Below are 14676 nucleotides of genomic sequence, written 5' to 3'. Positions count from 1 at the left end.
GTGGTGACAAACCCCGTTCACGTTTTCTCGGCGAACGCGGTCGGTGTCTTGCCGGTGACCTGACGGAACGCATGGGAAAATGCCGGCACGCTGGCATAGCCGAGGTCGGAGGCGACCTGCTTGACCGAAATATTCGCGCTGGTCGACAGGCGTTCGATCGCGGCGGCGATGCGGGCGCGCTGGCACCAGCTCTTGAAGGACAGTTGCGTCTCCGCCGAGAACAATCGCGACAGCGTCCGCGCCGAGGTGCCGACCGTGCGCGCCAGCGCATCGATCTCATGGTCCTTGGTCGGATCGGCCAGCACGATGTCGGCGGCGCGGCGGCAGCGCGGCTCCTGCGGCAGCGGGATGAAGGTTGCGGAATCCTCGGCCTGGTGCAGTTCCAGCATCACGAGCCTGATCAGGAGGTCGGTGCGCTCGCGTCCGCATGCGGCGTCGAACAGCGCAAGGATCGCCTGGTGCACCAGCGGCGACACCCGCACCACGAATTCATGGCCGAGGCTGTCGCTGCGCGCTTTGCGGGCGAGCCAGGCCCGGTCGAAATACAGCGTGCGCATCTCGATATCGGCGAGCACGTCGATCGCGTGCGGGAGCAGAGCAGGGACCCACACCGCGCGGTCCGGCGGCACCAGCCAGCGGCCCTTCGGCGTGGTCACCTGCATGGTGCCGCTGGCGGCATAGACCAGTTGCGCCTCGCGGTGCATGTGCGGGTCGAGGCGGACGCCCTTTTGGTAGCTGCGCGCGACCATGTGCACCCCGTCGCCGGTGACGCGCCGGTCCTTGTGGAGGGCTCTTATTGGCGGCTCAGCGATAGTCATTGGCGACATCCCGTCAGAACAAGGACCTATAACCTATTTTCGAGCAATTGAAGAATCGCGTGAGAGACGTGCCAGTGAAAGATCTGCCCATGAGCAGCCCCACCAACAGTCCAAGCCGGGTGATCAGCTTCGTCAACGCCGGCCATTTCATCGATCACTACGCGATGCTGATTTTCGCGGCCGCCGTCATCATCATGGGCCCGGCGCTCGGCATGGCCTATTCGGAACTGCTGCCCTATGCGACGCCGGGCTTCATCGCCTTCGGTGCCGGTTCGCTGATCACGGGCTGGCTCGGCGATCGCTGGAGCCGGCGCCACATGATGGTGATCTTCTTCGTCGGCATCGGCCTGTCGATGATCTCGGTCGGCTTCGTGCAGACGCCGCTGCAGCTCGGCGCCGCGCTGCTTGCGATCGGCATCTTCGCCTCGATCTACCATCCGGTCGGTACCGCGATGATCGTGTCCTATGCCGAGAAGCTCGGCGCCCAGATGGGGATCAACGGCGTCTGGGGCAATCTCGGCGTCGCCTCCTCGGCGCTGGTCACCGGCGTGATCGGCCAGTATCTCGGCTGGCGCTGGGCCTTCATCGTGCCCGGCACGGTCACCGTACTGGTCGGCATCGCCTTCGCGATGACGGTGGTGCATGAGGACCGCAAGGGCTCCCGGCAGGCCGCAGCCCAGGTGCGGGTCGCCAAGGAGGACATGTGGCGCGTGGTGCTGTCGCTGCTGATCGTGGTGATCGCGATCTCGACCACCTTCAACGCGGTCACGGTGGCGCTGCCGAAGCTGTTCGCCGAGCGGCTCGCCGATCTGACCAGGAGCCCGGCGCTGCTCGGCGTGATCGCGGCCGGGGTCTATGTGTTCGGCGCGATGACGCAGTACACGATCGGCAAGCTGCTCGACAGGCATTCGCTGAAGACGGTGGCGCTGCCGCTGTCGTTCATGCTGGCGCCGTTCCTCTATCTGGCGGCGAGCCTGTCCAACCTGCCGCTGATCGTGGTCTCGATCGGGATCGTGATGGGGGCGTTCGGCCAGGTCACGGTGAACGATGCCATGGTCGGCAAGTACACGACCGAGGAATGGCGCTCGCGCGCCTATGCGGTGCGCTACTTCGTCGGCTTCACCGCCGCGGGCGCCTCCGTCGGCCTGGTGGCCTGGCTGTACGACCAGGGCGGCTTCTCGATGATGCTGCGCGCTTTCGCGGCACTGTGCCTGCTGGCGATTGCGGCTGCGATCATTCTGCCGCGCGAGATCCGGACGCCCGCCACGCAGGCGGGGTGATGTCCTGACGGTTTGCCGCGCCATTTCGGCTTGAAATAGGCCACCGCGCCCATCCGCCCCCAGCGGATGGCGCTTTTTCGCGCATCGCACAATTGTATCCATAAACTTTGTCCAGACCCGGCGGTGTGGTACGCTCCACACGGGCCTTCGGGCCCAAGGCGCCGGTTGCGCCGATCACTGCCATTTGTGGTTCGTGGAGCAGCCGAGGCCATGGGCGAAATTCGCGACTTCAAATCCGGCAAGCCGGGCAAGCCACCGCCCGGCGACGCGATGCCGCGCCGCCTTGCCGCGATCGTCGCGGGCGATATCGCCGGCTACAGCCGCCTGATGCAGCTCGACGAAGAGGGCACCCACAACCGCGTCAAGCGGATCGAGCGCGATCTGGTCGAGCCCACCATTGCCGAGCACCACGGCAAGCTGGTCAAGACCACCGGCGACGGCTTCATCGCGATGTTCGACAGTCCGGTCGAGGCCGTCCGTTGCAGCATCGTGATTCAGCAAAACATGATCGGCCGCAACGCGGCGATCGCGCGAGATCGCTGGATCGAGTACCGGATCGGCGTCAATCTCGGCGACGTCATCATCGAGGCTGACGATATTTTTGGCGACGGCGTCAATGTGGCCTCGCGCCTTGAAGGGATTGCAGCGCCCGGTGAAGTCTTCATCTCCGGCGGCATCTACGAGCAGATCAAGCACAAGATGGTCTGCGGATACGAATCGCTCGGCGACAAGAAGGTCAAGAACATCACTGATCCGGTCCGGGTCTATCGCGTGCTGCCGGACGCCGCCGCATACCAAAGAACGCGCCGGCGCCGTGAGTCCATCCTGCTCACGCTGCTCGGACTGGCGATCGCAATCATCGCCGGGGGTGCGCTCTGGTACATGCTCGCGCAGCCGCGCGGCAAGTTGACCGACGTGGCGCGGGCGCCTTCCGCGCCGACGGCATCGCCTGCCGTTCAGCCGCCGGCAGCAACCGCGGCTCCCGCTCAGCCTCCAGGCCAGGCTTCAAGTCCGATCCCAGGTGCCGCGCCGGCACAGCAAGCGACACCGCAAGCCGCACCCTCGCCGAGTCCTGCGGTGACCGTGCCGGAGCCCGAAATGGTCTCGCTGCAAGGCGGCAGCTTCTCGATGGGAAGCAATGACGACCCTTCAGAGCGTCCGATCCGAAAGGTGACGGTCAAGCCGTTCGCGATGGGCAAATATCCGGTCACCGTGCGGGAATGGAATGCCTGCGCGGCGGCCAAGGCGTGTGGCTTCACAGCCAGTGGCAAAGACGACGTTCCCGTCACCAACGTGAGCTGGAGCGACGCGAAACAGTATGTGGCGTGGCTCGCCGAGGGGACGAAGAAGGCTTACCGGCTTCCGAGCGAGGCCGAATGGGAATATGCGGCGCGGGGCGGGACGCAATCGAGATACTGGTGGGGCGACCAGATGCAATCGGGCAACGCCGGTTGCAAGGATTGCGGCGGCGACGCTGCCGCCGAACAGCCGGTCAGGGTCGGCAGCCTCAAGCCGAATCCGTTCGGTCTTTACGACATGGGCGGCAGTGTCGATCAGTGGGTCGAGGATTGCTGGCACAGGAACTACCAGGGCGCTCCGGCCGACGGTGCGGTGTGGTCCGGCGGCGACTGCGGGTCCCATGTCATTCGTTCCGGCTCCTGGAAGAATGACGCACGCTATGTTCGTCCAGCCAATCGCGACAATTACGACACCAATGTTCGCTACCCGACCCACGGTTTCCGGGTCGCACTGTCTCCCTGAGAGATCGTCCGCAATCGCCGGATTTGGAGGGGTTATGAAAAGTGCAGGCTTGATCGTGCTCGCTGCGGCACTGACATTGCTCGCCAGTCCGGCCACCGCGCAAAACAAACCGGCGGGGAAAGACACCAAGCTGTATTTCATCTGGCCGCACGACGGAACCAGGCTCAAAAGCCCGTTCTGGTGCCGCTTCGGGCTGCGCAACATGGGCGTCACCCATGCCGGCGACGAATATCCGAACAGTGGCCATCACCATCTTCTGATCGATGTGGATGAGCCGTTGAATCCGAACGAGCCGATCCCGTCGGACAAGTCTCACCAGCACTTCGGTGCGGGCCAGACCGAGACCCAGCTCGATCTGGCGCCCGGCAAGCATACCTTGCAGCTAGTGCTGGGCGACGCCAAGCACTATCCATTCAACCCGCCGGTCGTCTCCGAAAAAATCACCATCCGGGTCAAATAGGCCGATACGGATAGCTCCCTTGCGCGACCGCCGCTTGCGCAAGGCGGCCTCGTGCGGTTTGTTGCGCGCCGCCGGGCGCTAGACCCGGCGTGGAGGGCGTCCGATGCTGTCGCGACTGCTGCGTTTGGCTGGCCTCGTTCTGGGAGTGATTGTCATGGCCACATCCGCCAATGCCGACGCCTTGAAGGACCAGATCGCGCCGACCGGAAAGCTCCGGGTCGCGATTGCGATCAGCCCGGCGGGCGGCGCGTTCTGGTCGACCCGGACCGAGAACGGCTATGCCGGCGTTCCCGTCGATCTCGGCAAGGAGATGGCGGTGCAGCTCGGCGTTCCCGTCGAGTATGTCGTGCATCAGAATTCCGGCCAGATCACTGATGCGGCGTCGAGCAACAGCTGGGACATCACGTTCCTGCCCAAGGATCCCGAGCGTGAGACCAGGATGACGTTCGGGCCGATCTACGAGGTTGCCGACGCCACCTATATCGTCAAGCCGGGTTCGGCGATCGCAAATTTTGCGGCGCTGGACCAGGACGGCGTCAAGGTCGCTGCCGTCAACGCCACCACCACGATGCGCGGCGCGATCGCGCATCTCAAGCACGCCAAGGTCACGGGCTATCAGACCTATGACGAGATCTTCAATCTGCTGAAGAGCGGCGAGATCGACGCGTTCGCGTTGTCGCGCGATCAGCTCAATGCGATGACCAAAAAGATTCCGGGCACCCGCGTGCTGGACGAGACCTTCAAGCAGACCGTCACCGCGGTTGCGGTGCCGCTCAACCATCCGCTGGCCGCGGCGTTCGCCACCAGGTTCATGACCGATGCGATCGCCAACGGCACGCTGCGCAAGGCCTATGACAATAACGGGCTGAAGGGCTCCCCGGTCCGCACCGAGGTGAAGTAGCGGCGCGTACCGACTCTATCCCCGTCACCCTGACTTCTCCCCGTCACCCTGAGGAGCGCGTAGCGCGTCTCGAAGGATGCACGGCCCGGCTGGTGGCCGTCGATCCTTCGAGGCTCGCTCCGCTCGCACCTCAGGATGACGGGGATGGAGAGGCGCACATCCTCTGGGTGACATCTGTGCACGCTGCACAATTCGGCGCCATCGCGCCGGTCTGCCGTTCCGCGGATCATCTAACTCATTGTACCAACAGTAATTTTTTGGTCGCGGCCATGGCCCCCGGTTGGCACATCCATTGCTTTTAGTAGCACCAGTCAATGACGACTGCCGTCCTCCGGATTGCCGAAGCCAATGCAGGCCGAGGTGAGGGGATCAAGGCGCCCCGCCGGGGCGCCGCGAGCAATCGTTGCACCCCCCAAACTCACTCCCCGGACGGACGAGCAATTCAATCAACCCGCGTCGCTTCCGGCAGGCAGCCGGCGCGGCCGAATTGCGCAAGGGGACTTTACGAAATGGCTTATCTCGCACCGTCCGAATTCGTCACCAAGATGGTGGACGCCGGCGAATCCAAGATCTTCATGTCGACACGCGACACCGTGATCCGCGCCTACATGGCCGGCGCCATCCTCGCGCTCGCAGCCTGGTTTGCCGTGACGATCAACGTCAACACGGGTCAGCCGCTCGTCGGCGCATTGCTGTTTCCGGTCGGCTTCGTGATGCTCTATCTGCTGGGCTTCGACCTGCTGACGGGCGTGTTCGTTCTCTCGCCGCTCGCGCTGCTCGACAAGCGCCCCGGCGTCACGCTCGGCGGCGTGCTGCGCAACTGGGGCCTCGTCTTCGTCGGCAATTTTGCCGGCGCGCTCACGGTGGCGTTCATGATGGCGTTCGTGACGACGTTCGGCTTCACGCAGGAGCCCGACAAGGTCGGCATGACCATCGGAAACGTCGGCGAGGCACGAACGCTGGGTTATGCAGCGCATGGCGCGGCGGGCATGGCCACTCTCTTCATCCGCGGCATGCTCTGCAACTGGATGGTTTCCACCGGCGTCGTCGGCGCCATGATCTCCACGACCGTGCCCGGCAAGGTCATCGCGATGTGGATGCCGATCCTGGTGTTCTTCTACATGGTGTTCGAGCATTCGGTCGTGAACATGTTCCTGTTCCCGTCGGGACTGATGCTCCATGCCAAGTTCTCGATCATGGACTACCTGATCTGGAACGAAATCCCGACCGTGCTGGGCAACCTCGCCGGTGGTCTCGCCTTCACCGGGCTCACGCTCTACACGACGCATGTGAAGACGGCGCCAAAGCGCCAGCGCCTCGCGGCTTGATCCTGGCCGGCTTATGGGGCTCTCCTGTCACAGAGGGCCCCATTCGCACTGGGACGGTCGATGCCGCGTGCGCTGACAATATCGGTCGGGCAATTCTCTGATCAGGGCCGCAAGGACACCAATCAGGATTTCCACGGCGTGCTGATCCCCGACGAGCCGCTGCTCGGCTTGAAGGGCATCGCCGTGGTGCTTGCCGACGGCATCTCCTCGAGCAGCGTCAGCCGCATCGCCGCGGAGTCCGCGGTCAAGAGCTTCCTGACTGATTATTATTGCACCTCGGAATCCTGGTCGGTGAAGACCTCGGCGCAGCGGGTGCTGGAGGCGACCAATTCCTGGCTCCACGCCCAGACCAGGCGCAGCCAGAACCCCTACGACAAGGACAAGGGTTACGTCTGCACACTCAGCGCCCTGGTCATCCGATCGACCACGGCGCATCTGTTCCATGTCGGTGACAGCAGGATCTACCGCGTCGCGGGCAACAGCCTCGAGCAACTGACCAACGACCACCGCGTCGTGCTGTCGTCGCAGCAGAGCTATCTCGGCCGCGCGCTCGGCGTGAACCCGCAGCTCGAGATCGACTACCAGAATCTGCGGCTGGAGCGGGGCGATACCTTCCTGCTGGTTACCGACGGCATCTACGAGCACGTCCCCGCGCGGCAGCTGGCGAAGACGATCAGGGATGGCGCTGCCGATCTCGATGCTGCCGCGAAATCGATCGTCGCGCAGGCCTATGAGAACGGCAGCCCGGACAATCTCACCGCGCAGATCATCCGGATCGACGAATTGCCCGACGGCGACGCCAGCGAGGTGTTCGGCCAGCCCACCGAGCTGCCGCTGCCGCCGCTGCTCGATGCAAGGATGCTGTTCGACGGCTACCGCATCGTCCGCGAGCTGCATGCCTCGCACCGCAGCCACATCTATCTCGCGGTCGACGAGGAGAGCGGTACGACGGTCACGATCAAGATCCCCTCGATCGACCTGCGCGACGATGGCGCCTATCTGAAACGCTTCATGCTGGAGGAGTGGGTCGCCCGGCGGATCGATAGCCCGCACGTGCTGAAGCCGTTTCTGCCGCAGCGCAAGCGCAACTTCCTCTATGTTGCGATGGAGTACATCGACGGCCAGACCCTGACGCAGTGGATGATCGACAATCCGGTTCCCGCACTGGAGAAGGTGCGCGACATCACCGAGCAAATCGCAAAAGGGCTGCGGGCATTCCACCGCAAGGAGATGCTGCATCAGGACGTCAGGCCCGACAACATCATGATCGACAGGACCGGAACGGTGAAGATCATCGATTTCGGCTCGACGCGGATCTCGGGCGTTGCCGATGCGGCGCCGGCTGATGTCGAGGACATTCTGGGCACCCAGCAATACACCGCGCCGGAGTATTTCCTGGGCGAGGGCGGCACCGCGCGTTCCGACCTGTTCTCGCTCGGCGTCGTGACCTATCAGATGCTGACCGGCCGCTTGCCCTACGGCGCGCAGATCGCGCGCGCCCGCACGCGGTCTGACTTCAACCGGCTGGTCTACCGTCCGGCTGCGCATGGCGGCCGCGAGATTCCAAGCTGGGTCGACGGCACGCTGGAGCGCGCGGTACATGCCAATCCGCTCAAACGCTACGACACCTTCTCGGAGTTCTTGTTCGACTTGCGCAATCCCAACGCAAGATATCTGACGACGTCATCGACGCCGCTGATCGAGCGCAACCCGGTGCTGTTCTGGAAGTCGACCACGCTGCTGCTGGCGCTTGTCCTGGTGGCGCTGCTCGCCTACGGTGCGCATCATTTGCGGTAGGGATTCAACTTCGCCACCAACCCCGTCATCCTGAGGCGCTCGCGGAGCGAGCCTCGAAGGATGAATCGGCCCCGCTGGTGGCCGTGCATCCTTCGAGGCTCGCCCAGCGGCGCAAGTGCGCCGCAAGGCTCGCACCTCAGGATGACGGGGAGGGCGCGGGATGACGGGGATAGGCCAGCACCTGCGGTTCAACGCCTCGCTAATGCGTCGCGCCAGCGGCAATCGGGTCCAGCCCGCTCTTGACCAGCGCGTCGCGCGCATCCGGTGAGGCGAGGAAGCTGATCAGCGCCTTGCCTTCGTCGGGCTCCTTCGAAGCGGTCGCGATGCCGGCGGAGAACACCGTGATCTTCTGCAACGGCTCCGGCAAGGGACCTATGATGTCGATGCCGGCGACCGGCTTCAGCTCGGAGATCTGCTGCAAGCCGATCTCGGCCTCGCCCTTGGCGACGATCTCGCCGACCGGGGTTGCCGGGATCATCCGCGCCTTGTCCTTCATCTGATCGGCGATGCCGAGTTTCTGGAACATCTCGGTCGAGACATAGACGCCGCTGGCGCTGTCGGAATAGGCGACCGATTTCGCCGCCAGCAGCGCCTGCTTGACTGAATCGGCCGAGCTGATGTCCGGCCTCGGTGCGCCTGCCTTGACCGCAATGCCGATCGGCGACTTCACGAGGTCGACGCGGCTGTCGGCCACCACCTTGCCCTGCTTGACCAGGTCCCCCAGCGCATAGCCGACCATGATCAGCACGTCGGCCGGCTCGCCGCGCTCCAGCCGCACCGGAATGGCGTTGGTCGTGGTGCCCATCGACGGCCCGAAGGCGGTCACCACCTTGTGCCCGGTCTTGCGCTCGAACTCCGGCACCAGCGCCTTGTAGGCCGCGGTCAGCCCGCCCGAGATCATGACGTGGACTTCGGCGGCGGATGCAGCTGACGTGAGGGCGAGGGCGCCGATGACGGCGAGCGTGAGGGTGCGGAAGGTGGCGCGCATGGAGTTTCTCCCTGGACGATTCTTGGGAAACAGGTCGTCGTGGCGGGGGAGATTACTGCTGGAGGGGATGCGTGACTAGCCGCCGCTCGTCATTGCGAGCGAAGCGAAGCAATCCATCGTGCCGCTTGTGCGGAGGCATGGATTGCTTCGTCGCGTTGCTCCTCGCAATAACGGGGAGGGTGTCGTCGCGCCGTCACGAATTCACATGCACGAAATCGCGCAGCAGCGGGTAGATCTCGTTGTTCCAGCGCTTGCCGGAGAACACGCCGTAGTGGCCGACGCCGGCCTGCATGTGGTGCACCTTGCGATAGGTGCGCACGCCGGTGCAGAGGTCCTGGGCGGCAAGCGTCTGCCCGATCGAGCAGATGTCGTCCTTCTCGCCTTCCACCGTCATCAGGCCCATGCGCCGGATCGCCGCCGGGTTCACCGGGCGGCCGCGATGCATCAGCATGCCCTGCGGCAGCAGATGTTCCTGGAACACATCGCGCACCGTCTCGATATAGAATTCCGCCGGCAGATCCATCACCGCGAAATACTCGTCGTAGAAGGTCTTGATCACCTCGGCCTTGGCGGTCTCGCCTTTGGCGAGATGGTCGGCGAGATCGATGTGCTGCTTGATGTGGCGCTCGAGGTTCATCGAGACGAACGCCGTCAGCTGCACGAAGCCGGGATAGACCTGACGCAGCGCGCCCTTGCACTGCATCGGCACGTAGTTGATCAGATTGTCCTCGAACCATTTGATCGGCTTGCTCTTGGCGAATTCGTTCACCTTGGTCGGCAGGATCCTTGTGTCGATCGGTCCGGCCATCAGGGTCAGCGATGCCGGCCGCGCCGGATGATTGTCTTCGGACATCACCGCGGCAGCCGCCAGCGCCGACACCGAAGGCTGGCAGATCGCCACCATATGCGCGCGCGGGCCGAGCTGGCCGAGGAAGTCGATCAGATGGTCGGTGTAGTCCTCGAGCCCGAAGCGGCCCTCCTGGCGCGGGATGTCGCGCGGATTGTGCCAATCGGTGATGTAGACGTCGTGGTCCTGCAGCAGCGTCTTCACGGTGCCGCGCAGCAGCGTGGCAAAATGGCCGGACATCGGCGCCACCAGCAAGAGCCGCGGCTGCTCCGGGCCGTCCACCTTCCGGAAATGCAGCAGCGAGCCGAACGGCGTCGCGTAGGCGACCTCCTCGGTCACCTGGTATTCCCGGTTGCCGGCGGACACGCTGCCGATGGCGTAGTCGGGACGGGCGTAGGTCAGGGTGGAGCGCGAGATCAGCTCCAGCGCCGCCGCGAGTCGGCCGTACACCCGGTCGGCGGCGCCCTGCGGCACCAGATTGAGGTATTTCAGCGCCGCTGCAGCCCCGGTCCGCCATGGCGCCGTGAGGTCCATGTGGTTCTGATAGGCTTGGTACATCATTGACATCATACGCATCCGCCCCTGGCCCGGCTGGATATGCAATATCGACGCCAGAGAGGGGGCGGGCTGCCCGGCAAATTGGCACGTGGCTTGCTGCAAAAATGAACGGCTTCGGGGCGCGGCGGTTGGACCGGCGCGCGGTCACCGGGGGGCTAAGGACTCGTTCAGGCGTGAGGATCCGATATGGCGAAAGCGACACTCACCATCAGCAGCAAGAACTATTCGTCCTGGTCGCTGCGCGGTTGGCTGCTGGTGAAATTCGCCGGGCTGGAATTCGAGGAGGTGGTCACTGCGCCCGATGACGCCTCGGCGCGGGCCGAACTGCTGCTGCTGTCGTCATCGATCCTGGTGCCCTGCCTGCGCCACGAGGGCGCAACCGTCTGGGATACGCTGGCGATCGGCGAGTATCTCAACGAGATCATGCCGCAGGCCGGGCTATTGCCGGACGACCGGATCCAGCGCGCGCATTGCCGCTCGATCTCGGGCGAAATCCATTCCGGCTTCACCACGCTGCGGTCGTCGCTGCCGGTCAATCTCAAGGGGCATTTTCCCGGCTTCAAGATCTGGTCGCGGGCGCAGGCCGACATCGACCGTGTCTGCACCATCTGGCGCGACTGCCTCGGCCTATCAGGCGGACCGTTCCTGTTCGGCGAACGCCGCACCATGGCGGACGCGATGTATGCCCCCGTCGTGACCCGCTTCATGACCTATGACGTCAAGCTCGGCCCCGTTCTCGCGGCGTATGCCGGCACCATCTTGGCGATGCCCGAGATGCAGGAATGGATCGAGGCGGCGAAGGCCGAGCCGGCCGACGTCGAGGAGCTCGAGGTCGAATATTAGGCAGCGCGCGCCGGGCCTGCCGGCGCCGGCGGCTCAAGCTCCGGGCAGGCCTTGCTCAATGGACGTGCCGTCGGCATCGGGCATCGGCGCCGCGCGGCGATCGGGCGCAGCCCGCACCGAACGCAAATTCAGGCTTTGCTCCAAGTGCTTCCGCTGCGACGGCGGTGCGTGGCGAGACCGATCGCCGCAGCACAACCGGGCTGGCAAGGATTTCGCATAGCAACAAGCGAGCTGTGACCGCGACGATGCGACGCTGCCGAAAATTTGGACGCTGAGCCGGCGCCGCGATCTCGCGAACACGAGAACCGTGGAGGCTTGAAATGAACCAGCACGCCGCCGTCAGCAAATTCTCCCACGTCAAACCCGGTGACACCGAGTTCAAGGGCGGAGGTCTGCGCGACTTCTTCCTGTATCGCGATCTCGGCATCGCCGATGCCACCGGCGGGCAGGTGATCTGCCATCTGGTCAAGGCCAATCCCGACCTGCCGCCGGAAGAGGGCACCGGCTGGCACAAGCATCTGTGCGATTTTCAGATCGTCATCATGACCAAGGGCTGGGCGCGCTTCATGTACGAGGACAAGGAGACGCTGGTCGAGGCCGGCGACGTGATCCATCAGCGGCCCGGCATCACCCACTATCTGTTCGATTACTCGAAGGACATGGAATACCTCGAGATCGTCAGCCCCGCCGATTTCAAGACCGTGGATGTGCCGCCGGCAACCGAGACGGTGCCGCCGGTGACGCCGTGGAAATGATCGCGAGGAGGGACCGCAAATGTCGTCCGCGGAGGAATTAACCTTTGTCGTCGGCCGCTGGCTGCGGCCGATCGTCATGCTTCTGTATGTGGTGCGCCGCCTCGGGCTGATGACCACATCTAGCCGTGAACAACGGAGTACGTTGCTCGATCAGTGATTCGGACGCGGTTCGTTCCATCCGCGTTCCAAATCTTAAAACGCCTCGCGTGCGCGTCGCGTTTTGAAACAGCGCGCGTCAATGCGCCGCTCAGGCCATGCCCGCCTGCTTCACGCGTGGCATCCGCCAGGCGATGACGTTGACCTCCAGCGCGCCGCCGGTCGTGTCATTGCGCCACTGGCCGTCGATGAATCGGCAGGCGAACGGCAGCTGATACGTGCCGCTGTGATCCTCACAAAGCACTTCCACGCGTTGTTCCGGCGAAGGTTCGCCATTGCCGTCGAATTGCGCCAGCCGTTTTTCGCGCGTAGCCATACGATCTGTCTCCACTGCCCAAGGTCGAGCCAAAAGGGGTCGAACCAAACTAGTTCCGAAGGCCCCCGTCCCCACGAGTAGTCCCGGTAATGGGTCAAGCACACCGCTCGAATGCGGTTTCAGTGTGGTATGTCTGCCTGGCTTTCTGCGTCGCGAGCACAAAACTGTGAATGACGCATGTGATTGGGGATGCCGATGATCGCGCGCTTCGTTCTTGCCTTGCTCGTGCCGCTTGCACTCGGCTTCGTCGGAACCGCGCATGCGCAGGACGTTCCCGGCATTGAGATATGCACCGTCGAGAAAACGATGGAGCGGCGGACCAGCTGCCTGCAGAGCAATGTCGATTTCCTGCAGAAGACGATCGGCAAGCTCACATCGGATCACCAGCAGAAGCTCGACGCCGCCAACCGGCAGGTCGAAAGCCTGAAGAGCACAATTGCGGGCTTGCAGAAGCTCGTCACTGATTTGCAGGCGGCGCAGGTCAAGCTGACCGAAGACCTGAAGAAGAAAGCCGACGCGCCGCCGGCGAAGGATGCGCCGCCTGTGGCGAAGGACGGGACGAAGTAGCAAATCGTCATTGCGAGGAGCGAAGCGACGAAGCAATCCATCTCCTCGTGTGTGGATCGATGGATTGCTTCGCTTCGCTCGCAATGACGGGAAGCGCGCCGCGCCCTCACGCCACCCGATACGTCTCCATCACATCGCGATCCGGCTCGTAGCCGAGCCCGGGGCCCTGCGGCACGGCGACATGGCCGCTGGCGTCGACGTCGATGCGGTCGCCCCACAAGCAGGCGGGGCGCTTCATGAAGAACACTTCGATCAGGCCTTCGTCGCGGATCGTCATCAGATGCAGCGTGGCGAGGAAGCCCGGTCCGAAATAGGGCGAATGCGGAATCACCTGGACGCCGAACTCGTCGGCGAGCACGGCCACGCGCAAAAATTCGGTGACGCCGCCGACCTTGATCACCGACGGCTGCGCGTGGCTGACCGCGCCCGCGGTCATCATCTGGCGGAACTGATGCACGGTGCAGGCATTCTCGCCGGCGGCGATATCGAGCCGGCCTTCTCTCCGCACCTCCGCCAGCGTCGCAAAATCCTCCGGCGGCCAGACCGGCTCCTCCAGGAACATCGGCGCCGCCTGCTTGCAGTCGCGGGCGAACTGGACCGCCGCCGGTCCATCCAGCGGGCAATTCATGTCGACCATCAGCGGTACGCCGGGGCCGATCGCTTCGCGCGCCGCAGCAACTGCCGGCACGGTGGTCTCGTGCAGCTTGATCGCGGCGTAACCGAGCTTGATCGCCTTCTTGCATTCGGCGGCGATGTGCGTCGGATTGCCGATCCGCATCAGGCTCGCATAGGCCGGAATCGTGCTGCGCTTGGCGCCGCCGATCAATTGATGCAGCGGCACGCCTTTCACCTTGCCGGCGAGATCCCACAGCGCGATGTCGAGCGCCGAGATCGCAAACATCGTGATGCCGTAGCGGCCGAACAGATGCAAATTGCGCTGGATCTGCTCCATCGCGGCCGGAATGCTGGCCGCGTCGGGCACCTCGAGGCCGCGGGCCTGCGGCGCGATCATCTCGGCCACCGCCATGCAACTCGTCTTTGGGCAGACATAGGCGAAAGCATCGCCCCAGCCGGTCAGGCCGGCATCGGTCGAAACCTCGACCAGCACCATGTCGAGCGCCGAGATCGCGGACGCGCCCTGGCGGAAGCTTGCAGGGCCAGCGTCATAGGGAATGCGGATATGGTGGGCGCGGACGTCGGTGATCTTCATTGTTGTTGTCCTTCCGATCGCAGGATGTCGCTGGATGTCCCTGGAGCTCGTGAGGGCCGGATGCGGCAGCCTGGACGGTGTTGCTTCGGCT

15 protein-coding genes are annotated in these 14676 nt (G+C 64.2%); 10 read left to right on the top strand and 5 right to left on the bottom strand.

Annotated features, from left to right (window positions below):
* Positions 1 to 17: 17 nt before the first annotated feature.
* Positions 18 to 818 carry a helix-turn-helix domain-containing protein gene (locus tag JQ573_RS15450; RefSeq protein ID WP_212310654.1) on the bottom strand — a complete coding sequence of 267 codons (801 nt, stop codon included), beginning with the start codon at positions 816 to 818 and terminating at the stop codon, positions 18 to 20.
* Positions 819 to 907: 89 nt separating this feature from the next.
* Between JQ573_RS15450 and JQ573_RS15445 the strand changes: the two genes are divergently transcribed.
* The 6 genes from JQ573_RS15445 (at position 908) to JQ573_RS15420 (ending at position 8345) form a co-directional block, all read left to right on the top strand.
* Positions 908 to 2098, top strand: coding sequence for an MFS transporter (locus JQ573_RS15445; RefSeq protein ID WP_176529719.1), 1191 nt, complete (start codon positions 908 to 910; stop codon positions 2096 to 2098).
* 210 nt (positions 2099 to 2308) lie between these two features.
* Positions 2309 to 3859, top strand: coding sequence for an SUMF1/EgtB/PvdO family nonheme iron enzyme (locus JQ573_RS15440; protein WP_212310653.1), 1551 nt, complete (start codon positions 2309 to 2311; stop codon positions 3857 to 3859).
* 34 nt (positions 3860 to 3893) lie between these two features.
* Positions 3894 to 4319 (top strand): DUF4399 domain-containing protein, encoded by a 426-nt coding sequence (locus JQ573_RS15435; RefSeq protein ID WP_212310652.1) that lies wholly within the window; start codon positions 3894 to 3896, stop codon positions 4317 to 4319.
* Between the two features lie 154 nt (positions 4320 to 4473).
* Complete coding sequence (locus JQ573_RS15430) at positions 4474 to 5220, top strand: transporter substrate-binding domain-containing protein (protein WP_212310651.1); 747 nt, start codon at positions 4474 to 4476, stop codon at positions 5218 to 5220.
* Positions 5221 to 5729: 509 nt separating this feature from the next.
* Positions 5730 to 6548, top strand: a complete 819-nt coding sequence (locus JQ573_RS15425; protein ID WP_212310650.1) for a formate/nitrite transporter family protein — start codon at positions 5730 to 5732, stop codon at positions 6546 to 6548.
* A gap of 60 nt (positions 6549 to 6608) precedes the next feature.
* Positions 6609 to 8345 carry a bifunctional protein-serine/threonine kinase/phosphatase gene (locus JQ573_RS15420; RefSeq protein ID WP_212310649.1) on the top strand — a complete coding sequence of 579 codons (1737 nt, stop codon included), beginning with the start codon at positions 6609 to 6611 and terminating at the stop codon, positions 8343 to 8345.
* A gap of 199 nt (positions 8346 to 8544) precedes the next feature.
* On the opposite strand, the gene JQ573_RS15415 is transcribed toward JQ573_RS15420, so the two are convergent.
* Together JQ573_RS15415 and JQ573_RS15410 are read right to left on the bottom strand one after the other, a co-directional pair.
* Positions 8545 to 9333 (bottom strand): extracellular solute-binding protein, encoded by a 789-nt coding sequence (locus JQ573_RS15415; protein WP_212310648.1) that lies wholly within the window; start codon positions 9331 to 9333, stop codon positions 8545 to 8547.
* A gap of 193 nt (positions 9334 to 9526) precedes the next feature.
* Positions 9527 to 10750: a polyhydroxyalkanoate depolymerase gene (locus JQ573_RS15410; RefSeq protein WP_212310802.1), complete on the bottom strand. Its 1224-nt coding sequence runs from the start codon at positions 10748 to 10750 to the stop codon at positions 9527 to 9529.
* 174 nt (positions 10751 to 10924) lie between these two features.
* Here JQ573_RS15410 and JQ573_RS15405 point away from each other — a divergent pair, with 174 nt between their 5' ends.
* The 3 genes from JQ573_RS15405 to JQ573_RS15395 all read left to right on the top strand — a co-directional run bounded on the left by JQ573_RS15405 (position 10925) and on the right by JQ573_RS15395 (position 12493).
* A complete protein-coding gene (locus JQ573_RS15405) occupies positions 10925 to 11581 on the top strand; it encodes a glutathione S-transferase (RefSeq protein WP_212310647.1) in 657 nt (218 codons plus the stop codon).
* Positions 11582 to 11901: 320 nt separating this feature from the next.
* Complete coding sequence (locus tag JQ573_RS15400) at positions 11902 to 12336, top strand: cupin domain-containing protein (RefSeq protein ID WP_212310646.1); 435 nt, start codon at positions 11902 to 11904, stop codon at positions 12334 to 12336.
* A 19-nt stretch (positions 12337 to 12355) separates the two neighbouring features.
* Positions 12356 to 12493 (top strand): hypothetical protein, encoded by a 138-nt coding sequence (locus JQ573_RS15395; RefSeq protein WP_171947700.1) that lies wholly within the window; start codon positions 12356 to 12358, stop codon positions 12491 to 12493.
* Between the two features lie 90 nt (positions 12494 to 12583).
* Here JQ573_RS15395 and JQ573_RS15390 read toward each other — a convergent pair whose 3' ends face one another.
* Positions 12584 to 12808: a hypothetical protein gene (locus JQ573_RS15390; protein ID WP_029079022.1), complete on the bottom strand. Its 225-nt coding sequence runs from the start codon at positions 12806 to 12808 to the stop codon at positions 12584 to 12586.
* A gap of 195 nt (positions 12809 to 13003) precedes the next feature.
* Between JQ573_RS15390 and JQ573_RS15385 the strand changes: the two genes are divergently transcribed.
* Complete coding sequence (locus JQ573_RS15385; RefSeq protein ID WP_212310645.1) at positions 13004 to 13375, top strand: hypothetical protein; 372 nt, start codon at positions 13004 to 13006, stop codon at positions 13373 to 13375.
* Between the two features lie 106 nt (positions 13376 to 13481).
* On the opposite strand, the gene JQ573_RS15380 is transcribed toward JQ573_RS15385, so the two are convergent.
* On the bottom strand, positions 13482 to 14585 hold the full coding sequence (locus JQ573_RS15380; protein WP_212310644.1) for a mandelate racemase/muconate lactonizing enzyme family protein: 1104 nt from the start codon (positions 14583 to 14585) through the stop codon (positions 13482 to 13484).
* Positions 14586 to 14676: the final 91 nt, after the last annotated feature.

The organism is Bradyrhizobium sp. AUGA SZCCT0105 (assembly GCF_018129565.1).
Lineage (GTDB): Bacteria > Pseudomonadota > Alphaproteobacteria > Rhizobiales > Xanthobacteraceae > Bradyrhizobium.
This window is presented reverse-complemented; position numbering and strand designations above follow the sequence as displayed.